Source organism: Bacteroides intestinalis DSM 17393 (assembly GCF_000172175.1).
Taxonomy (GTDB): domain Bacteria; phylum Bacteroidota; class Bacteroidia; order Bacteroidales; family Bacteroidaceae; genus Bacteroides; species Bacteroides intestinalis.
This window is the reverse complement of record NZ_ABJL02000008.1, coordinates 1258455-1284215: the sequence shown is the minus strand read 5'-3', so window position 1 is coordinate 1284215 and position 25761 is coordinate 1258455. Positions and strand designations below refer to the sequence as shown.

The window sequence follows — 25761 nt, the reverse complement described above, 5'->3', positions numbered from 1 at the left end:
CTTTAATACAGAAAATAGTGGCCACAAGTGTTTTCGTATTACTAACAACATCTGTATAATGTTCAATTTTAACAAGTAAACATTATGCGGTAACTAATTTGTAAACTATGGAAACCAAAAAAACACCCAAAGCAAACCTGGAAAACAAGAGGCCAACGTGGCTGCTTGTCGGTTATGTAACTGTACTCGCCTTCATGTTCGTTGCATTCGAATGGACTCGTGATGTCAGGGTTGATACGAGTGGTCGTATCACCGAGAATGTATTTGAGCAGGACATGGAGATCCCTCTTACAAGGCAGCCTGAAGTGACTCCTCCGCCACCACCTCAGGTAACTCCTATTAATGATGTTTTGACGATAATAGATGATGACGATACTGCAGAGGAAACTAATTTTGCCTCTTCGGAGGAAACAGGTGAAGATGTAGTGATTAAGCACATACCGGTTACAGTGGATGAAGAAGTGGTGGTAGAAGATGACATTTTTGTGATTGTGGAAGAAAATCCGCAATTTCCTGATGGGGGCACAGTCGGGCTTTTACAGTACTTGGGCAAGAATATCAAATATCCTACTATTCCACAAGAGAATGGAACTCAGGGTCGTGTAACGGTGCAGTTCGTTGTTAATAAAGACGGAAGTATTGTAGATGTGAAAGTGATAAGAGGTGTCGATCCTTATCTGGACAAAGAAGCAGTCCGTGTAATTTCTACTATGCCGAAATGGATACCTGGTAAACAGCGTGGTGTGCCTGTACGCTGCAAGTTTACAGTACCTGTGACGTTTAAACTACAGTGAAACAGTGATATAAAAAATAAAAGCTGCATTCGGTCTTGAATGCAGCTTTTATTTTTTGTGGAGAGTATCGGACTCGAACCGATCACCTCGACACTGCCAGTGTCGCGCTCTAGCCAGATGAGCTAACCCCCCTTTTTCGATCTTTCGCTAACGTTTTCGAGCTTTCTCTTGTTTTGGTGGCGCAAATATAATGCATTATTCTGAAATAATTGCTATGTTTGCGAAACAAATTGAAAGAAAAAATATGCTGATCTATAATACAACCTATCAAGTGGAAGAAGGACAGGAAGATAACTTCCTGATTTGGATAAAGGAATTCTATTTACCCGAAGTAGAGAAAACCGGTGCATTGCATACGCCGCGTATTGTCCGTGTACTGAGCCATCGTGAAGAGGGCAGCACATGCTATTCCCTTCAGTTTGAAGTGGAAAACTCCGCCATTCTGCATCGCTGGCACATGGAGCAAGGAGTGAAACTAAACGATGAGCTGGTTAAGATATTCCAGGATAAGGTGGTTGGCTTTCCTACATTGATGGAGGTGATAGAGTGATACAACCGGTCAAGGAAAAGATAATTTTAGGTATCGACCCCGGTACTACCATTATGGGATATGGAGTGCTGCGTGTGGTGGGGACAAAACCTGAGATGATTGCTATGGGTATTATTGACCTGCGCAAGTTTGGTGACCATTACCTTAAACTTCGCCATATACACGAACGGGTATTGAGCATCATTGAGAGTTATTTGCCTGATGAACTTGCTATTGAAGCTCCCTTTTTCGGTAAGAATGTACAATCTATGTTGAAGCTGGGGCGTGCTCAGGGAGTTGCTATGGCTGCTGCCCTCAGCCGTGATATCCCTATTACGGAATATGCCCCTCTTAAGATAAAAATGGCTATTACTGGAAATGGCCAGGCTTCCAAGGAGCAGGTAGCAGATATGTTGCAACGTATGCTTCACTTTGCAAAGGAAGATATGCCTACATTTATGGATGCTACGGACGGGCTGGCTGCTGCTTATTGCCATTTTTTGCAAATGGGGCGTCCCACAGTAGAGAAAGGGTATCACGGATGGAAAGACTTTATGGCCAAAAACCCGGATAAAGTGAAGAAATAAGATCTGATATTAATACTAAAACTTAAAATAACCACCATGAAACTGAATGAACTTGCCTTGATTGGAGTAGCCACAGCGACAGTTGCCAGCTGTGCTCCAACGAAGAATGAGTACGCGTCTTATGAGTTGTATCCCGTTCGTTCGGGCAGCCTGACGGAAATGGAGTATACTCCCGAAGTTACGAATTTTACATTGTGGGCGCCGACTGCCGATGAAGTACGCCTCATGCTGTTTGATGCGGGTGATGGCGGCCATGCTTATGAGACTGTTTCTATGGTATCTGATAAGGAAGGAACCTGGACGGCAAAGGTGGAAAAAGACCTGATAGGGAAATTTTATACATTTAATGTGAAGATCAAGGATAAATGGCTGGGAGATACTCCGGGCATCAATGCGAAAGCGGTAGGGGTGAATGGAAAACGTGCTGCTATCATTGATATGAAAGCTACTGATCCTGAAGGTTGGGCACAAGATAAGCGACCTGCTTTGGCTTCTCCGGCCGATGCTGTTATTTATGAAATGCATCACCGTGACTTCTCTACCGATCCTTCGTCGGGTATTCAGCATAAAGGTAAGTTCCTGGCACTGACGGAAGAAGGTACACTTAGCCCTGAGAAGCTGGCAACAGGCATCGATCATTTGAAAGAACTGGGTGTGACACATGTTCACATTCTGCCGTCTTATGACTACGCTTCGGTAGATGAGACGAAATTGGATGAAAATAAATATAATTGGGGATATGACCCACAGAACTATAATGTACCTGACGGCTCGTATTCTACCGATCCTTATAATCCTTCTATTCGTATTAAGGAATTCAAGCAAATGGTGCAGGCTTTACATAAGGCTGGCATCCGGGTAGTGCTGGATGTAGTGTATAATCATACATTTAATACCGCTGAGAGTAATTTTGAACGTACGGTACCAGGGTATTTCTATCGCCAGATGCCGGACGGTAGCTTTGCTGATGGGTCTGCCTGTGGTAATGAAACGGCGAGTAACCGTCCTATGATGCGGAAATATATGGTAGAGTCTGTGTTGCATTGGCTTAATGAATATCATCTTGATGGATTCCGCTTTGACTTGATGGGAATTCATGATATTACAACAATGAATGAAATCCGCAAGGCTGCTACGGCGGTTGATCCGAGTATCATTATTTATGGTGAAGGTTGGGCAGCTAAGGCTCCCCAAATGCCGGAAGACTCTTTGGCAATGAAGATGAATACTTATCGGATGCCCGGTATTGCCGCTTTCTCCGATGAAATGCGTGATGCTCTGCGGGGGCCGTTCAATGATAACCACAAAGGTGCTTTCCTTGCCGGACTTCCTGGTGGGGAGGAGAGTATTAAGTTTGGTATTGTAGGTGCCATCAAGCACCCGCAGGTGGACAATGATTCAGTGAATTACAGTAAGGCTTCATGGGCTGAACAGCCGACGCAAATGATCAGCTATGTATCTTGTCATGATGATATGTGTCTGGTAGACAGACTTAATGCAAGCATTCCAGGCATTACACCGCAGGAACTTGCCAAGTTGGATAAACTGGCACAGACGGCTGTATTTACTTCACAAGGCATACCGTTTATCTATGCGGGCGAAGAAGTGATGCGTGATAAGAAAGGGGTACATAACAGTTATCAGAGTCCTGATTCTATCAATGCGATTGATTGGAGACGCAAAGCTGAATATGCTGATGTATTTGCTTATTATAAAGGTTTGATACAGTTGCGTAAAAATCATCCTGCTTTCCGTATGGGAGATGCGGAACTGGTGCGCAAACATTTGGAATTCCTTCCGGTAGAGGGTAATAATCTGGTTGCATATCGCTTGAAGGAGAATGCTAATGGAGATGCTTGGGAAGATATTATCGTGGCACTGAATTCCCGTAAAGAGCCGGCAAAGCTGGTTGTGCCTGAAGGCAAATACACAGTGGTATGCAAGGATGGATTTATAAATGAAAATGGACTGGGTACACTTTATGGTTCGGAAGTGTTGGTTCCGGCACAATCTGCACTTATTATTTATAAATAAGTATCTATAAAAAATATCGCCCTTGTAAGTAACCATACTGGCAAGGGCGATATTTTTATAGATATGATGCTATATTATCAGTTTTACTTTCAGATTACTTGCTTAAAAATAGGCAATTTGCATAAACTGTCTGTTTGTTAGGGTAAGTAAAACCGGAAAACTTGGTATCTTTGCGGCATTATAAAACAAAATATGTCTCCAATGATGCAATCATATACTATATCTTTGAATGGAGGGGTGGCACGTAATCCGCTTGTGCGATTGGCTGCACCTGTTTCCATTTCTTTTCCTGCAGACGAACACATTGCTATTGTAGGGCCTAACGGTTCAGGAAAGAGCCTTTTGGTAGATATGCTTATCGGGAAATATCCATTGAAAGAAGGGACACTTACTTATGACTTTTCTCCTTCTGCATCACAAACGGTCTATGATAATGTCAAATACATTGCTTTCCGTGATACATACGGTTCGGCGGATGCTAATTATTATTATCAACAACGCTGGAATACTCATGACCATGATGATGTACCATTAGTTAAGGATATGTTGGGAGCAGTTAGGGATGAGGCCCTAAAACAAGAACTTTTTGAATTATTTTGCATCGAACCTATGCTGGATAAGCCGATGATTCTTCTTTCCAGCGGCGAGTTGCGCAAATTTCAGTTAGTGAAAGCACTGCTTACCGCTCCTCGTGTGCTTATCATGGACAATCCTTTCATTGGATTGGATGCACAAACCCGTGAGTTGCTGAATACTTTGTTGGAGGGATTGGCTAAGCGGTCTGCAGTGCAACTTATCCTGATACTTTCTATGATGGATGATATTCCCTCATATATTAATAAAGTGCTGCCGGTAGCAAATCGTACAGTAGGGCAAATGATGTCACGTGATCAATACCTTACCATATTCCGGAATGCAGATATACCTGTACCCGAAGATTTGCAACAACGCATTATCGATTTGCCTTATGATAATACCAATTATGTTTCCGATGAAGTGGTAAAACTGAATAAAGTCAGTATCCGTTATGGCGACCGCACTATTTTGAAAGAACTGGACTGGACGGTGATGCGTGGACAAAAATGGGCATTGAGTGGAGAAAACGGGGCTGGTAAATCGACTTTATTGAGTCTTGTATGTGCCGATAATCCCCAATCATATGCTTGTGATATCAGCCTGTTCGGGAGAAAACGGGGAACAGGTGAAAGTATTTGGGAAATAAAGAAACACATCGGGTATGTCAGCCCTGAAATGCACCGCGCTTATTTGAAGAATTTGCCGGCTATTGAGATTGTTGCTTCCGGCCTGCATGACAGCATTGGATTGTATAAACGTCCGAAGGCAGAACAAATGTCTGTTTGTGAATGGTGGATGGATATTTTTGGTATTGCCGCCCTTAAAGATAAACCTTTCTTGCAATTATCCAGTGGTGAGCAACGCCTAGCACTACTAGCACGAGCTTTTGTAAAAGATCCGGAATTACTGATATTGGATGAACCTTTGCATGGCTTGGATACTTATAACCGTCGCCGGGTGAAGAAAGTAATCGAGGCATTTTGCCGTCGGCAGGATAAAACGATGATTATGGTTACTCACTATGAGAGGGAGTTACCCGCCACTATTTCAGATCGTATATTCCTGAAGCGTAATCGATAATCGTTCAATACTATGAAGAAACTGCTACTCCTGCTTTTGATACTAATTGTCCTTCTTTCTTGCGGAAGAGGGGGAAAAGAATTGTATACTGCCCCTTCACGGGTAGTGCCAGATTCTTTTGCAATTGGTCTGAATCTGTTTAATAAAGGAAGAGCAGCTTCTCGTAACTCTGCCAATATGGATAGTGTATTGTTTTACATGCAATTGGCTGAAAACTTTTTTAAACGTGAGGGGGACAAAGCGCAGGTGAATCGTTTTATTGCCTTTATTTATTCGTCGAGAGGGATGTTAGATGAGGCTATGCCCTATTTTTTGAAAGCCAGTCGTATGGCAAATGAATGGCAATATAGCTCTATTTGTCAGGAAGTGGCCAAAGTTTATGCTGCTGCCGGACGTTTTCGGGAAGGAGTGTTAGTAATGGATTTAATACGGAAAAATATGAATGATAGGACAGTTGTACCCTACTATCATTTGGCAAAAGGAAATCTTTGGGCAGGTGTCAATGAATACGATTCGGCCGTTACTTATTACCGTACAGCATCTATATCATTAAATCGATGGGTTGCTGCAGAGGCATCCAGACGGTTGAAAATGTTGTATTCTTCGCAGGGAAAAGATAGCTGTTCTTTCTATGCAGCACTTGCTGCCAATGAGCATCTTGTGAATGAACTGAGGAGAGAAGAAAGTTTTGAGAATCGGACACAATACGAAAAGGCTAAGCTCGAAAATGAGTTGAATCGTCTGAAAATAGATAAGCAGAAGCGTGAAATCTGGCTTTTGAGTTTAGGGCTTTGTTTTGTAGTAGCATTTGCGGTAGGTTATATTGTTTGGCAGCGTCGTAAACGCCAGATGTATAAGCAGCTTTGGCGTGAGCAATCTCTGCGGCTGAGCCAGACAGAACAGTTATTGCAGCAATCAGAGGAGTTGAATATGCTACGTGAAAAAGAGGGTATGCTTCGCGAATCACTTTTCCGGCGAATGAAGTCATTTCATAAAATCCCTTCTTTGGAGAAAGAAGAAGAGACTTCCGAAGAAGAGAGTGACAGTCCAAATAGGCGTATAGCCTTATCTGATGAAGAGTGGGAAGACATACGTCAAACGGTGGACGGAAGTTACGATCGGTTTTCTGTGAGGTTGTTAGAAGCGTTCCCGGGATTAAGTATGAAGGATGTGTATTTCTGTTGCCTGGTGAAAATAAATGTTAGTATCAAGGATTTATCTGATATCTATTGTATTAGTCGTACTTCGATTAGCCGTAAGAAACAACGTATGAGACGGGATAAGTTGGGGCTGACGGAAAACAATGAAACTTTGGATGATTTTTTGCGCCGTTTCTGAACTTTTGTCTATACTGATTTTAAGTGTAAAAGATTTATTTCTTTTAAAATCAATGCTTTATCTATTCAGTAATCTGTCAGTTTTGTCTATAAGATAATTTGCTTCTCCTCCCCAAGGCAGCTATCTTTGTCTCATTGTTTCACATAAAAAATAAGAATATGAAAAACAAGCAATGGAAAAGTGCTGGATGGCTGGCAAGCCTAATGTTTATTGGGGGATTGAGTTCCTGTTCAAATGGAGGTCAAAGTCAGAAAAACTCAGCATTGGATACACAGCCGATAGCTGGTTCGGTGGAGGTTATAAATGGAGATTCCATATGGGTTTGTAATCTGTCGGCATTGAAAGATACTGTGGTACTTCCGTTGAGTTATTTTGCAGATGAATTGCAGATTGTGAAGTTGGACAATCGGGATGAAGCATTGGTGCCTGTACGAAATGTGATTGTTTCCGACAATTATATATTAGTGTGGGGTAAGGATCAGACTCCTTTTAAGCTTTTCGATAAAGCAGGGAAATTTCTTGCTAATGTGGGATCTTTCGGCCAAGGTCCCGGTGAGTATCAGCTGATTTATGATGCTCAGATAGATGAAACAGGTGGACGCATATACTTGCTTCCGTGGAATGCAAGATCTCTGTTGGCTTATGACTTGAAAGGACAAGCTGTACAGAGTATTCCATTGCCTGGTTTGGTGCCGAAAGGTGTCTTCAAGGCAAATACAAAGGATTCTCTTTTGTCTGTATTCCTTCTGCCTTTTGATTATTTGCCGTATGTGGCATGGACTCAGAAATTCAATGGAGAAATACAAGATACGATACGTTCACGCCATTTAGCCATAAAGCCGGACTTCAGCAATGAAGTATATAGCAATAAAAATGGTGCAGACTTTGATGTTTCTCTTTTTGTATTCTGGGAACGTCGTCCGGATAGCCTTTATCACTATGCTAACGGGCGTTTGAATCCTCGTTTCACAATGGATTTTGTTAAGAAAGAAATTCCCATTCATGATTATAAGGAATTGCCGCGTCATTTCCTGGGAAGTACATCCGTAGAGAAGCAGCTGGATGAAAATAATTTTACTACAGAAGTGCCGGCTGATTTTATTATGGATAAAGAATCTTTGAAGGGCGCTTTCTATAAAGTAGAGAATGACTATCTGGGTAATTTACCGATTCCTTGGTTCCCATACAATTGTTCAAATGGATATTATACAGCTAATATGGAGCCTGCGACTTTGAAGGAAACATTGGAAAAGTACCTGGAAAGTGCTAAAGATATTCCAGCTACCGATCGGGAACGTATGCAGAAACTGGCAGATAGTATTCATGAGAATGATAATAACTATATTCTGTACGCTAAGTTGAAATAATAAATGAAACACTTACTTTACATTATATTGCTGTCTCTATTGTTTTTCTCTGCCTGCAAGTCGCAGGCAGAGCAGAAACAGCAGGAGGCAAATGATACGATTGTTGTAGAAACTCCAAAGATAATACAAGATGCTCCTCTGGTGGCTGGAAGTGTGACGTTAAAAGATGGGGACTTCGGAGAACTAATAGAATTGGCAGCTACCCATCAAATACTGGATGAAGAAGGTCCCATTTTCAAAATGTCAGAACCGGAGATGCTGATTAAAGATGGATATTTCCTTTTGCAGAATCGTCCGGCTATGTCCTATACCCGCCGCCCGGATGGAACGGTTGAAGTAGTGAAACCGGCAGACGAAGGTCTGAACTGTTTCTTCCACTGGTATCGTTTACCGGATTTCCGTTATATCACTTCTTTCGGAATAGGAGGAAATGGACCTAATGAATTTAACTTTCCTCATTTGGTATCTTCAGGTGTGTCTGCTCCCGGTACGTATGTTTATGAAACGGGTACTATGCAACTGTTTGAAACTGATACGACGGGTGTATTGAGAGCTTTTCCTTTTACCTTTAAATCAATCAAAGGTGCTTCTTATTCAGACCGGCAGATATGTGCAGTTTCCCGGGATACTTTCTATTATGCTGATAATGTGCCGAGGGGAAAGGCGATAATTCGTACTGTTTATCAGGGAGACAGTTTGCAAACGGAGCAAATATATAATCTTGCTTTTAGTAAGAAACATCGTTCCTGGAGTCCGTATATCGGTGATTTTATAGTCTCTCCTTCCGGTAACAGGATGGTATATGCTTATAAATATTTTCGTAAAATCCTGGTAATGGATACATCTGCTCAAACTGTACGGGATATTACTTTTGATGTTGACGGTGTGGAAGCCAAGAATGATGTACTTACATTAGGCCCGGATAATGTGACTTATTATTGGGGAATATCTGCTACTGACGATTACTTCTTCCTGACTTATAGCGGACGTACTCCACTTCAGGTATCGCGTGAAAACGGTAAAGGTGACGGATATATCTTTGTGGAACAATATGATTGGGGTGGTAATCCGGTAGCGCGTTATAAACTTGACCATTGGGGCAGGGTGATATCAGATGGGAAGATATTATATCAGTTGTGTTATATGTATGACGATCCTCTCTTTTTGTATACATTGCCAGGAAAAGAATAAAATTGGTTTGCAAGATAAAGGGCCAAAATGATTCATCTCTGAAAAATACTTTTTATATTTGCAGCCGTTATGGCGAAGTATATATTTTTATTTTGCATATTGTTAAGTGTATTCCTTGTATCGGGATTCGATTCTGTATCCAATGATATGAAGGAGTACAAAGAACTTCGTGTAACAGAACTGCAACAGAGTAGACCAGAATGCAACTTATCCAATGTGAATACAGAGCAATGTAAAAAGATTGTTTATGGAGGAGAATATGCAAGTAAGGCTATTGGCAATATAGCAACATCTGTTTCACGTAGTAATATTCCTTCTTCACAAGTCCTGAGATTCAATGCATTTTCTGTTGTAGCCAAGATTGTTAAATCTATAAAAGTTTTACTTCCTGAAGAAAAGAGGTTTTATTTTCCATATCATCTTTCTCTTACTCAATATTCCAGTAGATATTATATCTATGCTTTAAGGCGTATTATTATTTAAATCTTCTTTCTCTTATAAGGCATTCTGTGCTTTATATTCTCTTTAATTATATCAATTCATATATATTTCTGTCATAAGGAGTAGCGGGAGAGCTATATTTATGTTGCGGAATATGTATATATTTTATTCCCAATAATCAATATGTAATGGAATTTATATTAGATTTTATTCTCCACATTGATCAATACATGATAGATATTGTGCAGGAATATCATACCTGGACCTATGTAATATTGTTCATAATCATTTTTTGTGAAACAGGGTTGGTGGTTACGCCTTTTCTTCCGGGAGATTCATTACTTTTTGTGGCGGGAGCTATAGCTTCGTTACCTGGAACACCGCTTGAAGTAAATATCCTTGTTCTTATCTTGTTTTTTGCTGCTGTGTTGGGAGATTCTTGTAACTATATGATAGGGCATCTCTTTGGGTGCAAGCTGTTTAATAACCCCAATTCCAGAATATTCAAGCAAAGTCATCTGGATAAGACACATGAATTTTATAAAAAATATGGTGGCAAGACTATAATCATAGCAAGGTTTGTTCCCATTGTGCGCACTTTTGCCCCATTTGTAGCTGGAATGGGGAAGATGCATTATCACTATTTCATGGTATACAATTTGATAGGGGGAGCTGCCTGGGTAGCGCTTTTCTGTTATGCCGGGTATTTCTTCGGAGACCTTCCGGTGGTGCAAGAAAATCTTAAATTGCTGATTGTAGCAATTATAGTAATTTCCATATTACCTGCCATGATAGAAGTGGTACGAGCAAAAATTAAATCAAAGAAACAGAAATAGTCGAAAACATTTAACTAAACTATCTGTTTCTAATTATATATGCCTTATAATTTGAGGTTTCATATCTTTTTATGTAACTTTATATTTTTAATCACAATAAACAGTTTATGCCATGAAATTTTTTATTGACACTGCAAATTTAGACCAGATCAAAGAAGCCTATGATATGGGCGTTCTCGATGGAGTAACCACCAACCCTTCGCTTATGGCGAAAGAGGGCATCAAAGGAGTAGATAATCAGCGGAAACATTATGTGGAAATTTGCAACATCGTACAAGGTGATGTCAGTGCCGAGGTTATTGCTACGGAGTATGAAGGTATGATTAAGGAAGGCGAAGAGCTTGCTGCACTCAACCCGCATATCGTAGTAAAAGTTCCCTGTATCGCAGATGGTATCAAGGCTATCAAATATTTCACTTCCAAAGGTATCCGTACCAATTGTACATTGGTATTTTCTGTAGGACAAGCTTTGCTGGCTGCCAAAGCGGGAGCTACTTATGTATCTCCGTTTGTGGGACGTCTGGACGATATCTGTGAGGATGGTATCGCACTGGTAGGTAAGATCGTGGAAATGTATCGGTATTACGGCTATACCACACAAGTTCTTGCGGCTTCTATTCGTCATACAGCACACATTATGCAATGTATTGAAGTAGGTGCCGATGTCGCAACTTGTCCATTGTCCGCCATTAAAGGTCTGCTTAATCATCCATTGACGGATTCCGGACTGAAAAAGTTCCTGGAAGACTATAAACGTGTAAACGGATAATAAAAATACTCTTATAAGCCTTTCTTTCACGGTTTTCTTGAACATTATTCGCGAAAAATAGAATAAAACAACTATTTTTGCGCTCAATATAAATATAAAACAAGAAAAAGCTGATGAAAGAAAGGCTTATAGGATTGATAAAGACGTACATCCTTTTCGTCTGTGTCTTTATATTGCAGAAACCGTTATTTATACTTTACTACAGTTCTTTGTATGCAGGTACTTCCTGGACAGATCCCTTTCTGGTTATCTGGAATGGTTTACCCCTTGACCTCTCACTGGCCGGATATCTGACGGCTATCCCCGGATTACTTTTTATTGCATCCGCCTGGACACTTTCCAAGACGCTCCGCAGTATCTGGAATGGTTATTATTTCTTCATTGCTATTTTACTCGCTGTCATTTTCATTGTTGATTTAGGTTTATATGAGTATTGGGGTTTCCGTCTGGATGCCACGCCGCTCTTCTATTTCTTCTCTTCTCCTAAAGATGCATTTGCAAGTATGAATATATGGCAGATGATAGGTGGAATAGTAGCCATGATCGTATATGCATCCTTACTTTACGTCATTTTCCTTTGGGTACAGAGAGGTATTTGGAAGGGGCTGAAGTTACCTTATCGCCGCCTGTCTGTATCGGGTGTCATGTTGTTACTGACTGCCCTTCTTTTTATTCCTATCCGCGGTGGATTCACCGTTTCTACAATGAATACCGGTAAAGCCTATTTCAGTTCTAACCAGCGACTGAATCATGCGGCTATCAATCCGGCGTTCAGCTTGATGGAATCTCTTTCCAAGCAAAAAGATTTCAGTAAACAATACCGTTTTATGGAAGCGGCACAGGCAGATGAATTGATGAAGAAGCTGGTAGATCCGCAGGTACTGGATAGTACTGTGGTAGTTCCTGATACTTTGCGCACAGCTTTATTCAAAACAGAACGTCCGAATGTTATTTTCGTCATACTGGAGAGTTTCTCATCCAAGTTGATGACTACTCTGGGTGGCGAGCCGGATATTGCCGTGCAGATGGACAGCCTGGCAAGTGAAGGAGTTCTCTTTACGAACTTTTTTGCCAATAGCTTCCGTACAGACCGTGGATTGGTATCCATTCTGAGCGGTTATCCAGCACAGCCTACCACCAGTATTATGAAGTACCCTCGCAAGACCCAGAATCTTCCTGCTATTGCAGGTAGCCTGCGTGATGCCGGATACCGTACCAAATATTATTATGGGGGTGATGCCGACTTTACGAATATGCGTTCTTACCTGATGTCTTCCGGTTTTGAAAGCATTGTTTCGGATCAGGATTTCTCCGTATCAGAGCGTTTAAGTAAATGGGGCGCACACGATCATCTTGTTTTCAATCGTCTGTTGGAAGATATAAAGGCTGAAGCGGCGGATACAACTATGGCAGATAATGCCCGTCCGTTCTACCGGGTATTGCAGACCTCCAGCAGTCACGAGCCTTTTGAGGTTCCCTATCGTCGTCTGGCGAATGATCGTTTGAATGCTTTTGCCTATACTGATAGTTGTGTAGGTGACTTTGTGAAGCGTTTTCGTGAATTGCCGCAGTGGAAGAATACGGTAATAGTATTTGTGCCCGATCATCTGGGAGCATATCCCGAACAATTGAATAATCAGTCGGTAGACCGCTATCAGATACCTCTGTTATTGGTTGGCGGTGCAATTAGCGAACCAAGACGTATTGATGTGTACGGTTCACAACATGATATTGCTGCTACTCTGTTGGCACAATTATCCTTGCCTCATCAGAAGTTTGTATTCAGCAAAGACATGTTGAATCCTGCTTCTCCTCATTTTGCTTTTTTTGCAGTTCCGGACCTTTTCGGTATGGTAACACCGGAAAACCTGCTGATATTTAACTGTGAAGCAGATGCTGTAGCAGTAGATGAAGGCACTGCGAAAGGAGGGAACTTGCTGCCGGGCAAGGCTTATTTACAGAAATTGTATGATGACATTGCTAAAAGATAAAACAAGATGATTCTATTAGACATTTTGAATCAGGTAGTCGATATTGATACTGATATATTCCTCTCCATCAACCGGATGCACAGTCCGTTCTTTGATTATTTTATGAGTGCATATAGTGGTAAATGGATTTGGGTGCCTATGTATGCTGCTATCTGGTATGTCATGCTTCGCAATTTCCACTGGAAAGTGACTTTGTTCTGTATGATTGGGTTAGCACTCGTCATTACCATTGCCGACCAGACAGGTGCAACGTTGATACGTCCTTATGTGGAGCGCCTTCGTCCGGCTAATCTGGAAAATCCGATATCCAATATGGTGCACATTGTAAATGGTTATCGGGGTGGGCGTTATGGCTTTCCTTCTTGCCACGCAGCCAATACTTTCGGACTGGCATTCTTTATCTGGTTCCTTTTCCGTAAGCGATGGCTCACCGTATTTATAATGGGATGGGCACTGCTGACTTGCTATTCACGCATTTACCTGGGAGTACATTTTCCGGGTGATCTTCTGGCAGGTACACTTATCGGATTGATTGCAGCATATATCGTATATCGCCTTTTCCTGAAAGTCAGCGGACATAAGACAATGGAAAAAGTTCCCCATATTTATGCTCCGATATTGGTTGGAGGATTAACAATATTGGGGATACTCATCTATTCCGCAGTAATGGTATTATAGATTAAAACTGATAATTTACCGTCGCCATGACTTCCCTCGGGCGTATATTCAGTCGCGAAGTATAACTTTGTGTGGCTGAATACGTCGTATAAGCATACTCTTTCTTGTTGAAGAGATTGTTGAGACTTGCTTCCAATCTCCATTTTTTTCTTTTATAGATAAGGGATGCATCTGCAAACACAGTATTGAGATGTGTATGTTCTCCTAAATCATTCCGGTAATGTTCGCCGGAAAGGCGCAGGTCTACTTGTCCGATGCTGAATGTGAGATGTAGCCGTTGTACAAAGTCCAGCAATGGGCTGAGGCGGGTATCGCTTCCTATCTTGCTACCGCCATACCCCAATGTCGCATGATATTCTGCTTCAAAGAGATCTGCGGGCGACCATATAATCTTAGGTTCTGCTTTCAGGTAATCATAACGGTAAGTTTGCAAAAGACTTTGTTGGTCGCTATCAGTCAGGCGCGTAAGTTGCTCCCCGTTGCTACGACTGAGCAGCAGGGTAAGAGAGGTTTTCAGATGCCAGTCGTATATGCCTTTGGACAAGGTACTGCTGAGGTTCCAGCTATCGCTGTGATTCGGCAGCTCACGTTGGGTGTAGACAATTGCATTTTCAGAAACACTTTGCTCAAAGAGGGTATTCCGATTACTGCGACTGTAGGTCAGCGAGGCTGTGACAAAGAATTCTTGCACGGTATTTTTATATTCACCATAGAGATTATAAGTCTGCGTAGTGCTCGTTGGAAAAAGGCCGTTACCGCTTCGCCAGGTACGGTAGTCGGTTTGGTAAAGTCCCGGATATAGGTCGGAGAAATCTCCTGCCGAACGTTTCAGGCTGCCATAGAGAGAGAACGTCCAATGGTAATCCAGTTTGTAACGCAAATACGTGGACGGATTGAAGAATAGGAATGATCGTTGCTGTGAGAAGTATCGTTGTGCTTTTAGGGGCAGTGAAAGTGTAGCCAGCCCTTTACCCCGTTGCAACTGGAAATAGGGGTTGAAATACAATGACAGGTTAGAGGCGTTGAAGTCATTAGGTTGTGTAGGCGGAATATACTTCATAGTAGCCCGTTCCCCTTGTATTCCTGCTTTGTATTGCTGGGTAAAGCCGTTGTACTTGCGCAGATATGCCGCACTATTATCTGTATAGAAACTGTGCTGATTGAATTTGCTTTTTCCTTCTTCAAGTAATAAAGATGCGGGCTGGTAAGCATACTGCGTTGCCGAGCGGAATTCCCAGGTACTATTTTCCCGGTTCCGGATGAGATTGAAATAATTTCCCGCACTCAGCCGGGAAGTTCGTAGAGTTTGTCTGAGTTCTTCCGAACGACCATGGTTTATTTCCCCATCCATTGTGAAGCGGTTGGATATATAGTTGCGATTGCTGTTATCTTCATAACGAAGTTCCAGATTGGCGGCATCACTTCTCAGGCGATAATGATAAGTTTCATCTATTTGTATGGTATCCGTTGGCTGATAATAGATTTGCGTATTTCCCCGTTGTTGCCGGATCACGTCATGAGTGTATCCAGCTTGCATACGTAAACTGCGATCTTCATTCCATTTGTACATCCGGTTGCCATTCAGGGTGTGCGTCTCATTAAACAATAAGCGTTTTTTATCCAACGGTGCACTGATGCCCGGCTGTGCTAGAAAACCGGAAAGTGGCACTTCCTGCCAACCGCTTCCTGTCAATATTGTCTGTTCGTTGCTGAGGTCCTTGCCATTGTTATTCGTCTTGTAATTGTAGACACTCTGCTTGCCTTTGCCCAGTTGAAGGGCATTCAGCCCGCCTTCCCATAAGAGTTTATCATTGTCATCGCTCCATCCGGCACCCAGTGTGGTGTTAGCTATCCATTGATCCCGCGCTTTCGGATCGAGTTTCAGGTTCAGTGCCACTTCTTCAGAGTTAATCTTTCCTTTCAGGGCCTTTACGGACTGATAGTTTTCCATGATTTCAGCCGTTTTCACAGCTTTGGCACTCAGGTTATTGTTGATCTGGTTGTAGCGTCCGCCTGTGACGTCCATTCCCTCTACAAAGTAGTGGTCGATGGCTTTCCCTTTGTACTTAACTTGTCCATTTTCATCGACATCCACGCCCGGAAGTTTCTTCAATACATCCTTGATATGCACATCTTTAGAGGAAGCAAACTGTGCCAGATCATATCTTACCGTATCTTTTCGGGTATTGATGCGTCCCGGACGTATCTGTACTTCTTTCAGCACAATAGCTTCCGGTTGTAGGCTGAGATTCAGGGTTCCTGCCGCATTGATATTTCGCATTTCTCTTTTATAGCCTAACAAAGAGATATTGAGTTGCAGCGTTCCGCTATGCTTCCACGGTAAAGAAAATTGCCCTTTAGCATCGGTTAGTGCATAGTCTATCATTGTGTTTCCGCGTAATACACTGATCATGACTGCCTCCAGCGGTAGATTGGTTTCTGCATCTGTTATCTTGCCCTTCAATGTCTGGGCGTGGGTAGACGACAAGAAACTAAAGAGAAACAGAAAAAATAGAATAGTAATTTTTTTATTCATACATTACAATAATTGATTATTTGCCAATCGAGGCTTGTCGTAATTTTTATACGAATACGGTGCTTTCGTAATTTGTTGATTATCAGTATGTAAAAAAGAGGTTATTTAAGTATACGACTGAATGGCATTCACTATACGACTGAATAGGGTTCAGTATACGACTGAAATGCATTCAGTATGCAACAGATTTCACGAACGATTACGGGTGTGGAGAAATATTATCGTTCCAACGGGTTATAAGGAACATTCTTCGGGTTCTTGGTTGCATTGCCATGTTCATCTTTTATAGTAACAGTGACGTTCGGCATGCTTCCGGTGATAAATCCTACCGGGTCGGCATAATAACGTTCGTGCACTTTGTTGTATGCTTTGCGGTTCATCGGTTCGTGCTTCTTTCCGTCGAAGAGTATGGGTCTGTATGTGTGGCACTGTTCCATACCGGCAGCGGTAAATGAATAATGCCCTTCACTGTCTTCGGCTTTTAGTATCAGTCCGGGTAGTCCGCAAAGCTTCCAGGGACCTTCGCTGACGGGGATTTCTGCAGTAAACCATGCCGTCCATGTCCGGCCTTTGAATTGACATTCGGCTTTGCTGCAAAGGTAGGAGAGGACACTATCGTTTTCTGCCAGTATCTTCCACTGTGGATGTTCTTCCGCTTCTTCGCAACGCAGGCGTGTCATGCCTGCCACTTCGTCGAGGGTTGTTACTTTTCCACTGGGATAGCCTTTGAAGGTACGTTCACCCAATTTGCTTTGCCCATATTGCTTCAGGTGTTCATTGATGGTTTCCTGTGAGGCTTTGTTGGCAAAATCCACTGCCAGTACGGAGTCGCATACATACTTGGTGTAACTGTAGAATTTGGAGAGATTTTTGCCTACTTCCAGCATCATGGTTTCTTCCGTAACATTTTCCGGTTTCTCCGGATTGATGATGCAGCGCGTTTCATATTGCACAAGGAGTTGTGCTTCGCCGATGGTATCATTCTGTATTTTCGTTCCATCAGAAACAATAATTTGTGCCTTTGCTTGTGATGCGCATAGCATGGCGAGACACAGATTGAGGAAAATAATTCTTGTACTCATAGTTTTTACATTTTTAGGGGTTTGACATACTGCTTCCAGCGATTATTGTACTGCAAAACTATGCGGATTTTGCTTCAGAAGAGGGCGAAAGTTATTACTGAAATATTACGCGGCGTATAATATCTGCCTCGCACGTACTTATATTTGCAAGCTAACTTCTACCTTTGCCGGTACCAAATGAAGGTCCTTTTGAAAGAGGCCTTAAAAAGAGGAACAATTATGGAACGACGGATTAAGATAGTTTGGATATTCTCCATTGTAGCGATGCTGCTCATTACATGCGGACAGGCTTACTGGCTACGTAACCAATACCAGTACATGAATGATGAACAGATCAATGATATCTATGATCGCATCTTGCAGACCACCCAACAGTATGACTCTATCCGTGCTCCCCAGCCCAAGAAGGTGCTTAGTAGTAGCAATATGTTTTTCTATCAACTGAGTAAATCTATTGATTTGGAAGCGCGGACCACTATCGACGAATTAATTTTAGGGGTTCTGAAAGGACGGGAGCTAGAGAGCGTGGGACAGGTGAATATAGAAACCCTCAAAATAGAGCAGCAGGATTCTGCCAGTACGGATGATAAAGAGAGAGAGGCAAAGCGCAGAGAATGGGCATTGGCGTTAGACACCCTTTTGCCGGAAGAACGGATTATTGTGAAGGATTCATTCAAGATCAATATGTCCGATAAAGATGCTCCTAACTTGAACTCTATTATTAATCTTTATCGTTTAGAGTTGGATATACCTTTTGCATTGCAGCAATTTGATTCCTTGCTTGCCATACGTTTGGACGAACAAATGTTTACTACGCATCTGGTCGTTTCTGAAGATTCCACTTACCAGTGGAATGCCGAACTGAAGCGGCAAGGCACTTTATTCAACCCGTACATCGAAGTAAGCTATCCCTATAATCCCCTGAAACATCAGTTGCTTCTTGTTACTGTGAAGGTTTCGCCTCATGCAGTACTTGTGCGTATGGGGTGGCAGTTATCCGGCAGTATCTGCCTGATTTTCCTATTAGGGCTTTGCTTGCTGTTTCAGATAAAAACCATCCTGAAGCAACGCCGGATCGACGAATTGCGAAAAAGCTTTGTAAACACCATGATACATGAATTGAAACGGCCTGTACAGGCTCTGAAAATGTGTATTGCTTTCCTGAATGACAAGTCTTTGCGAATGGATGAGAAAGCAATGGACGAAGTGATCCATGATTCTATGTCCGAACTGGATAATCTGTCGGCCTATCTCTCAAAGTTGCGTGATATGACGCGTGCCGATGATGAACATACACAACTTTCTGTTCGTACGTTCGATATAAAAGCGAGTCTGGAAAAGCTTGTCCGACTTTGTCATATTCCGGAGGATAAAGATGTTTCTATTGAGACACATTTCAGTACGGAGACTTTGGTGACGGCAGATCCGGTACACGTTTCCAACATCATCAGTAATCTGATAGAGAATGCTGTGAAGTATTCAGGTACTTCTGTGCACGTCGTTGTAGATTGTCTTTTGCAAGATCATCAGTTGCTGATACGGGTATCTGATGATGGTATCGGCATTCCGGTTTCCGAACAGAATCGTGTATTCGATAAATTCTACCGGGGCAGTAATCTTCCTGACCGCTCATTGCCGGGTATCGGTCTGGGTCTGAGTTATGTAAAATTGCTGGTAGAGGCACACCATGGGACTATCTCTTTAAATAGTCAGGCGGGTAAGGGAACGACAATAGAAATTAATATACCTCAATAAGATGAAACCTTTGAAGATACTTTTTGCTGACGATGATTTGAAATACTCAATGCTGCTGAAGCGCTTTCTTGAAAAAGAAGGTTACGAGGTAACTTATGCGGGGAACGGAAGCATTGCTATCGAGCAATTTCCTCTTGTGAAACCAGATTTGGTGCTACTTGATATTAATATGCCCGGTCACAATGGCTTTGAAGTTGCCGAACGTATCCGCGAGACGGATAAGCATGTACTCATATTCTTTCTTTCCGACCGTAGTGATAAGGCCGACCGTCTGCAAGGTTTCCAGCTTCGTGCGAATGATTATCTTGCTAAACCGTTTTATCCGGAAGAACTTATAGCCCGTATTCGTGAACGTTTCGCTTCACAGCTTTCCGATACGGTGGAGGAGGAGACTTATCATTTCGGCCAGTCTGTCTTCAATTACAGTACCAATGAAATACGAACGGGAAATAATAAAGTGCTTATTACTTCCCGTCAGGCAGAGATTCTCCGCTTGTTGGCGAAGAACCTTAATTTATCTGTAGACCGTGACTTGTTGTTGAATACAGTCTGGAGTAGTGCCTCTTATGCAAACTCTCTGGCGCTGAACGTGCAGATTACTTATTTGCGCAAGGCACTTCGCAACGACTCTTCGGTGAAGATAGAATCGTTGATGAAGAAAGGCTATGTATTGAAAGATAAGTAGTTTATTGTTTACTTTATTTCTTCTAACAATGTTTCTCCCTCATTTTGTATAAAGAATTTGCCTGTCCATTTTCCTGTGATTTGCAATTCTTTACCTGTATTAATTTCTGTGAAGCAGGCACGGTAAGTAGCGTTTATTTCTCGCAAACTAATGATGTGATTGTAAATAAGTCTGTGATGAGGAGGTATAGTCGATTCATGAGTTATTTCTACCGTAAGAGGAATATATTGTTCCTCCAACGAAAAGAGGGTTTTAGGACCACTATGTATATATGAAAAATGGTCTGATGGGAGGAGAGTAAAACCACCTGGGACATAAATTTCATTAGGGGTCTGGGTTAAAAGTTGAAACAACTTTGCATCATCTGTATAGAAGCATGAAGATTGTCTTACATCTGCTGTTGGCTTGACTGTTACTTTCATTTCTTCATCAGTGTTGTTATCAGTCAAGAAACCTGGTATCGTTTGCTTAATGATTTTGACTTCATCATCTTGCATAATCCATGCTACTTCTTTTAATTTGTAATCCTTTGCGAGTTCATCATCATCACTATCATCGTTACTACACGCTGAAGTGCCGCAAAGTACTATAATAACAAATAGCCCGATTCTAAGTAGTTCTTTAATTTGTGTCATATCTTTCAGTCTTTAGTTAGTCCATATTGTGAATAGAATTCCAAATATATGATAATTATTTGGAATGAAGGCTGTTATTACTGTTAAAGGTTCAGCCATAGCTTGAAAGAAGACACTTTTTCTTCGCTCACCGTTATCTTATCCTTATGAGGCGGTTTCACGTGAAGTATTATTTTCCCGTTAAAATAGGCGCTGCATGCACTCGATAACTTAATATCCAGAAACAGGATATTCGGATGAGGTTGTATCTTGAACCAAGCGATGGCATCTTCCACACTTCTGGGTAATACGGTAACCTCCCAGTCGGGACGCAGCCGTGTGATTAGTGATATACATTCGAAAAATTTCGTGTGAAGCGTACGGCATTTGCCGGATTATATTCTATTTCGGCTAGTAACAATCCCAAGATAACAAGTTTTACCAACCACACCACTAATAAAATACGTATTCCTCCTATCTGGAGAGTGAATGGATTATCAGCTCTTCCTATTAACTTGGCAGCTAACAACAACCCATAATCAACAGTAGAAACAATAGCATTACAGATGTATATACCACTATGAACTTCCACTTACAGTGCAATTTGTTGGAATATAGGCGGTTTATCCATGAACTGATACGAAGAGTATAATATCCCAATATATTGAAAGTGGCAACGACAAAAAAGAATGCACATGGTGTGTGGATTACATTTGTAACTTGCGGAGTAAGATTTGCATAATTAGCCAACAGCAGGAATGAGAAAACTCCCAATCCTGAAAAGAGTAGGCTGTATAAAAGTCAGTACCAATGTCTGTTTGACGGTGAAAGGAGCATCTTCCATCGGAACTTTTTTACTGAAGCCGGAAAACTAAAAGATGAAACCGGAAAAAGTTTCACTAAACAACCTGCCCCCTTTATCTGTTATCACTTTTATAAGCAACTAAAATCGGAGGAATATATGACGACATTAGGAGGGTGGATGAATAAAACCCTTGTAGGTTGGGGAGTAGATCCCAAATTTGCGAATACATTTGATGAGACTATCATCGCCATATTGATTATTGCTATAGCTGTAGGATTAGACTATCTATTCCAAGCAATATTAGTGGGCGGTATGAAGCATTATACAAATCGTTCACCTCACCGTTGGAATACCTTATTAATGAAGCGGAAGGTCGTTCCTCACCTGATACATACCTTGCCGGGCATTCTGATTTATTTCCTGTTGCCCCATACTTTTGTGCATGGAGTAGAGTTGTTGGGCTTGGCTCAGAAGGTGTGTGCCGTGTATATTGTAGCTGCATTAGCCTTTGCGCTGAACGGACTGTTACTGGTTTTTCTGGATTTTCATAATCAAAAAGACAATAGTAAGAATCACCCGATGAAAGGTTTTGTCCAGGTATTGCAAGTACTACTGTTCTTTGTGGCTGCTATCATTGCCATATCTATTCTTATCGATAAATCTCCCGCAACCCTTTTTGCCGGATTGGGTGCTTCGGCAGCAGTATTGATGTTGGTATTTAAAGATAGTATTTTGGGGTTTGTGGCCGGAGTGCAACTCTCTGCCAATGAAATGCTGCGTATCGGCGACTGGATTGCTTTACCCAACGGATCTGCCAATGGTATTGTGAAAGAAATTACCCTCAACACCGTGAAGATCCAGAACTGGGATAACACAATTTCTACCATTCCGCCTTATACCTTAGTGAACGGTTCTTTTCAGAACTGGCGCGGCATGCAGGAGAGTGGCGGTCGGCGTGTGGACAAGAATATCTATCTGGATATGACCACATTGAAGTTCTGTACTTCTGAAATGTTGGATACCATTCGCAAGGAAGTTCCTTTGATGGCGGACTATCAGCCGGCGGAAGGGGAGGTGCCTACCAATGCGCAACTCTACCGCATTTACATCGAACGCTATCTTTGTAGCCTACCTGTTGTAAATCAGGATCTGGACTTGATTATCAGTCAGAAGGAAATGACAACTTACGGAGTTCCTATTCAGGTCTATTTCTTTTCCCGGAACAAGGTATGGAAAGAATATGAGCGTATTCAGTCCGATATATTTGATCATTTGCTGGTAATGGTACAGAAGTTTGATTTGAAATTGTATCAGTATTCGGATTAATAAATGAGCCGGAAATCTGCCCATACAGGCAGGTGATCGCTGTAACCGTTCTGGTACTTCATTCCGTAGTAAGTGCGGAATGGCTGCACACCGCCATACTTTTTATCATCCGTCAATAGGAAAGAAGGACGAAAGATATCGGCTTTGCTTTCACTGGTGCAAAAGTCTGCATCCGGCTGGAGAAGCGTGCCGGAGACAATGATATGATCCAGTAATCCCCATTCGCCCTGATATTTATAACTGCCGAAGTCTTTTTGTGTAGCGGCCTTACGGGCAAGCAAGTGGTAGAATCTTTGTGGTTGCAAACTACTTTTGTCTTGAAGGGGAGCTTTTGCTGAAACTATTTTGCTGACCGATGCATTATCGGGATAATCGTTAAAGTCTCCCATGATAAGAATTTGCGGATGATACCGATGGAGGTAGATGCTGTCTGCCGCAGCTTTCAATTGTCGGGCGGCATGCAGACGGTAAGGTTCGCTTTCTTTAGCACCTCCTGAACGGGACGGAAGATGAACTACAAAAACATCCAGTGTATCGTGGTTTAATAACATTCCGCAGACGTGTAGTATATCTCGTGTAGGGCGAAGTTTCTTTTTACCGGATATATGAGGTATGGGGATTCCCTGATAGGAAATCAGTTTGAAACGGTCCCGTTGGTAAAGCAATGCCACATCGATTCCTCGCTGATCGGGTGAGTTGGTCATCACATAGCGATATCCAGCTTCCCGAAGAACCGAGCGCTGAGTCAGGTCGCGTAATACACTGTCATTTTCCACTTCACAGAGGGCAACAAGTGCTGGTGGAGTCCAACCGCCTGCGGCTGTGATGGTGCGGGCTATGTTATCCAGCTTCTTTTTATATTTTGTATAATTCCAGTGGCGTACTGCGTCAGGTAGGAATTCATAGTCATTTTTTAGTGTATCGTGGCGGCAGTCGAATAAGTTTTCAACATTATAACTGACAACGCGAAAAGAGAGGGTGTCCTTTTTCGTTTGTCCGCAAAGAAAGAAAAAAGGAGCGAACAGAAATGAAAAAGTAATATATAATTTAATGTTCATTGAGAGTTGTTTTTAGTATGATGCCAAGATCATAGATTCATAACATCCTGCATCCGGTGCTGCATCCTGTAGGCGGGAGTGTCCATTTCTGTCAATTGGGTAGGTGTTTGCATCTTCTTTTCTTCCCCAATTAATGGCTTTGGATTTTTCACCAAGATTAAAATTGTATTCCTGTGTACGGTTATCCATCAGCATGAAATTATCATCCTTTTCCCAAATAACATTGACTATCTTGTCATTCTCTTCTTCTATCGAGTTGATGAGGCAGTGTGAGAAGTAATAATTGAAAGCTATATTCTCATTTTTAGAGCGTCCTCCGTTAATTTCGTCTGTGCCCGAACCCGCAATAATACAATTACGGAAAATAGCCGATGAAAGCGGATATGCAGTGTCATCCTGTTCATTCCGCACTTGCAATGCCGCCCCTTTCCGTACATTCCAACTAAAGTAATTTGCCAGTGTACAGTGGGTAAATGTATAATCTCCCCCTAACAGACTGACGCAGCTTTCTCCCGCATTACTAATCTCACTGTTTCCTACCGCTACCTGACACGACGTCAACTCCAGTCCATTGCCCGATACTTGCCGTATGATAGAGGATTCCAATGTCAGTTTCCTGCGGTCTGTTATCGAAGAATCGCAACGAATGCCGAAACTACCACCGTGAATATCCGCATAGACCAGATGATTTTCATAGCTGGTTTTGTAAAAACGTAAGCCTCCCCATTGTCCCGGTAACCGGTCATAAGGAAGATAGGGGAACATCCGGTCTGTACGATCTCCCCGGAAAACAACCGGAGCGGAAAGGGTACCTTCTATTGACAGGCGTCCGTGTACCTGCATTCCTGCCTTGCCGTGGAAATACAAACGGGTGCCTGCTGCAAGTGTTAAGTGTGCATCCGGAGCAACACTGATACTGTCATAAATCAGTATCGGACGTTGGGATGTAATCAAGGTATCTTTTTCAATTACTTTTCCCCGGAAAGTAAAGGCATCTTGTGCGTATGCTTGCAATTTTACTTCTTGCCGGATGCCATTCAGTTGAAAAAGAATAGAGTCTTTTATGAATCTGATGTCGGCATTGTCTTGCTGAGGCAGGGTCGCTTCTACAAAAATATACAAGCTGTCTTCGCCTGCAATTTCTATATCGGAGAATTGATTTCCCTTTATGCCATCCACATTGATGCGAAAACCGGATTTTCCGGCATCGGCAAGGACTATGGAAGATATTAACAATGCTTTCTTATTCGGGTTGTATACTTTCAGTTGACGGGTGGATGTAGGAATACCAGTGAGAACGGTATCCATGCATAGCGTATCCTGCGAGAAACAAAGTGTATGCTTCGGGTCGGACGAATAATCGTCCATGTCGTCACAAGCGTTGAAGGACAACAGGAAGAATATAGGGAATAGATATATGAGGCGCAGGGCTTTTAATCTCATGCCGTTATCGGGTTTTTACTAAATAACGGGGGGGGAGGGTTTTTATTATATGATTTAAAATGAAATCTAAAGGAATAATTAAATAATTGCTAAGTGCTTAATATATAGATGGATATGATTGGTGGGCGATTTTTATAATATCAAAAGTTGGCTTAACTTGGAAGATTTTTGAATGCTTTTGTTTTAATAATAAACCGTTGGATAACAGTGAATTGCTTCTGTAAAATAGGGGTGGATAAAAAACGT

22 protein-coding genes, 1 tRNA gene and 1 pseudogene are annotated in these 25761 nt (G+C 42.0%); 16 read left to right on the top strand and 8 right to left on the bottom strand.

Annotation, left to right across the window (positions count from 1 at the left end; all coding sequences use genetic code 11):
- Positions 1 to 107 precede the first annotated feature (107 nt).
- On the top strand, positions 108 to 794 hold the full coding sequence (locus BACINT_RS14545; RefSeq protein ID WP_007664375.1) for an energy transducer TonB: 687 nt from the start codon (positions 108 to 110) through the stop codon (positions 792 to 794).
- Positions 795 to 852: 58 nt separating this feature from the next.
- Here BACINT_RS14545 and BACINT_RS14540 read toward each other — a convergent pair.
- A tRNA-Ala gene (locus tag BACINT_RS14540) sits at positions 853 to 926 on the bottom strand.
- Positions 927 to 1038: 112 nt separating this feature from the next.
- On the opposite strand from BACINT_RS14540, the gene BACINT_RS14535 reads away from it, so the two are divergent.
- The 12 genes from BACINT_RS14535 to BACINT_RS14480 all read left to right on the top strand — a co-directional run bounded on the left by BACINT_RS14535 (position 1039) and on the right by BACINT_RS14480 (position 14211).
- Positions 1039 to 1344, top strand: coding sequence for a DUF4286 family protein (locus BACINT_RS14535; protein WP_044155282.1), 306 nt, complete (start codon positions 1039 to 1041; stop codon positions 1342 to 1344).
- The gene (gene ruvC / locus BACINT_RS14530; protein ID WP_007664373.1) at positions 1341 to 1910 is read left to right on the top strand and encodes a crossover junction endodeoxyribonuclease RuvC; all 570 of its coding nucleotides are present in this window, start codon (positions 1341 to 1343) and stop codon (positions 1908 to 1910) included. Before BACINT_RS14535 ends, ruvC begins: the two co-directional genes overlap by 4 nt.
- Before the next feature lie 36 nt (positions 1911 to 1946).
- Positions 1947 to 3944: a type I pullulanase gene (pulA, locus tag BACINT_RS14525; RefSeq protein ID WP_007664372.1), complete on the top strand. Its 1998-nt coding sequence runs from the start codon at positions 1947 to 1949 to the stop codon at positions 3942 to 3944.
- A gap of 204 nt (positions 3945 to 4148) precedes the next feature.
- Complete coding sequence (locus BACINT_RS14520; RefSeq protein ID WP_044155281.1) at positions 4149 to 5600, top strand: ATP-binding cassette domain-containing protein; 1452 nt, start codon at positions 4149 to 4151, stop codon at positions 5598 to 5600.
- Positions 5601 to 5612: 12 nt separating this feature from the next.
- Entirely contained in the window at positions 5613 to 6938 is a 1326-nt protein-coding gene (locus BACINT_RS14515; RefSeq protein ID WP_007664370.1) for a tetratricopeptide repeat protein, read from the top strand.
- A 158-nt stretch (positions 6939 to 7096) separates the two neighbouring features.
- Positions 7097 to 8305, top strand: coding sequence for a 6-bladed beta-propeller (locus BACINT_RS14510; RefSeq protein ID WP_044155060.1), 1209 nt, complete (start codon positions 7097 to 7099; stop codon positions 8303 to 8305).
- 3 nt (positions 8306 to 8308) lie between these two features.
- Positions 8309 to 9496 (top strand): BF3164 family lipoprotein, encoded by a 1188-nt coding sequence (locus BACINT_RS14505; protein ID WP_007664368.1) that lies wholly within the window; start codon positions 8309 to 8311, stop codon positions 9494 to 9496.
- 147 nt (positions 9497 to 9643) lie between these two features.
- Entirely contained in the window at positions 9644 to 9979 is a 336-nt protein-coding gene (locus BACINT_RS14500; protein ID WP_232288768.1) for a hypothetical protein, read from the top strand.
- 146 nt (positions 9980 to 10125) lie between these two features.
- On the top strand, positions 10126 to 10773 hold the full coding sequence (locus BACINT_RS14495) for a DedA family protein (RefSeq protein WP_007664366.1): 648 nt from the start codon (positions 10126 to 10128) through the stop codon (positions 10771 to 10773).
- Positions 10774 to 10885: 112 nt separating this feature from the next.
- Positions 10886 to 11542 (top strand): fructose-6-phosphate aldolase, encoded by a 657-nt coding sequence (fsa, locus tag BACINT_RS14490; RefSeq protein WP_007664365.1) that lies wholly within the window; start codon positions 10886 to 10888, stop codon positions 11540 to 11542.
- A 113-nt stretch (positions 11543 to 11655) separates the two neighbouring features.
- Positions 11656 to 13533 (top strand): LTA synthase family protein, encoded by a 1878-nt coding sequence (locus BACINT_RS14485; protein WP_007664364.1) that lies wholly within the window; start codon positions 11656 to 11658, stop codon positions 13531 to 13533.
- A 6-nt stretch (positions 13534 to 13539) separates the two neighbouring features.
- Entirely contained in the window at positions 13540 to 14211 is a 672-nt protein-coding gene (locus tag BACINT_RS14480; RefSeq protein ID WP_007664363.1) for a phosphatase PAP2 family protein, read from the top strand.
- A gap of 1 nt (position 14212) precedes the next feature.
- Here BACINT_RS14480 and BACINT_RS14475 read toward each other — a convergent pair whose 3' ends face one another.
- On the bottom strand, positions 14213 to 16747 hold the full coding sequence (locus BACINT_RS14475) for a carboxypeptidase-like regulatory domain-containing protein (RefSeq protein ID WP_007664362.1): 2535 nt from the start codon (positions 16745 to 16747) through the stop codon (positions 14213 to 14215).
- Positions 16748 to 16965: 218 nt separating this feature from the next.
- The gene (locus tag BACINT_RS14470) at positions 16966 to 17829 is read right to left on the bottom strand and encodes a GLPGLI family protein (RefSeq protein ID WP_007664361.1); all 864 of its coding nucleotides are present in this window, start codon (positions 17827 to 17829) and stop codon (positions 16966 to 16968) included.
- 219 nt (positions 17830 to 18048) lie between these two features.
- Here BACINT_RS14470 and BACINT_RS14465 point away from each other — a divergent pair, with 219 nt between their 5' ends.
- Together BACINT_RS14465 and BACINT_RS14460 are read left to right on the top strand one after the other, a co-directional pair.
- Positions 18049 to 19584, top strand: coding sequence for a sensor histidine kinase (locus tag BACINT_RS14465; RefSeq protein WP_044155059.1), 1536 nt, complete (start codon positions 18049 to 18051; stop codon positions 19582 to 19584).
- Position 19585: 1 nt separating this feature from the next.
- Positions 19586 to 20269: a response regulator transcription factor gene (locus BACINT_RS14460; protein WP_007664359.1), complete on the top strand. Its 684-nt coding sequence runs from the start codon at positions 19586 to 19588 to the stop codon at positions 20267 to 20269.
- Positions 20270 to 20277: 8 nt separating this feature from the next.
- On the opposite strand, the gene BACINT_RS14455 is transcribed toward BACINT_RS14460, so the two are convergent.
- The 3 genes and pseudogenes from BACINT_RS14455 to BACINT_RS24575 form a co-directional block, all read right to left on the bottom strand.
- On the bottom strand, positions 20278 to 20904 hold the full coding sequence (locus BACINT_RS14455; protein ID WP_007664358.1) for a hypothetical protein: 627 nt from the start codon (positions 20902 to 20904) through the stop codon (positions 20278 to 20280).
- 83 nt (positions 20905 to 20987) lie between these two features.
- Positions 20988 to 21092 (bottom strand): annotated as a pseudogene (locus BACINT_RS24785) (LytR/AlgR family response regulator transcription factor); the annotation flags it as partial.
- Positions 21093 to 21226: 134 nt separating this feature from the next.
- Positions 21227 to 21475 (bottom strand): hypothetical protein, encoded by a 249-nt coding sequence (locus BACINT_RS24575; RefSeq protein ID WP_007664356.1) that lies wholly within the window; start codon positions 21473 to 21475, stop codon positions 21227 to 21229.
- 369 nt (positions 21476 to 21844) lie between these two features.
- Here BACINT_RS24575 and BACINT_RS14450 point away from each other — a divergent pair, with 369 nt between their 5' ends.
- Positions 21845 to 23014 carry a mechanosensitive ion channel family protein gene (locus tag BACINT_RS14450; RefSeq protein WP_007664355.1) on the top strand — a complete coding sequence of 390 codons (1170 nt, stop codon included), beginning with the start codon at positions 21845 to 21847 and terminating at the stop codon, positions 23012 to 23014.
- Here BACINT_RS14450 and BACINT_RS14445 read toward each other — a convergent pair.
- On the bottom strand, positions 23011 to 24072 hold the full coding sequence (locus BACINT_RS14445; protein WP_007664354.1) for an endonuclease/exonuclease/phosphatase family protein: 1062 nt from the start codon (positions 24070 to 24072) through the stop codon (positions 23011 to 23013). The genes BACINT_RS14450 and BACINT_RS14445 overlap by 4 nt on opposite strands.
- A 12-nt stretch (positions 24073 to 24084) precedes the next feature.
- Positions 24085 to 25515, bottom strand: coding sequence for a hypothetical protein (locus tag BACINT_RS14440; protein WP_007664353.1), 1431 nt, complete (start codon positions 25513 to 25515; stop codon positions 24085 to 24087).
- Positions 25516 to 25761 lie beyond the last annotated feature (246 nt).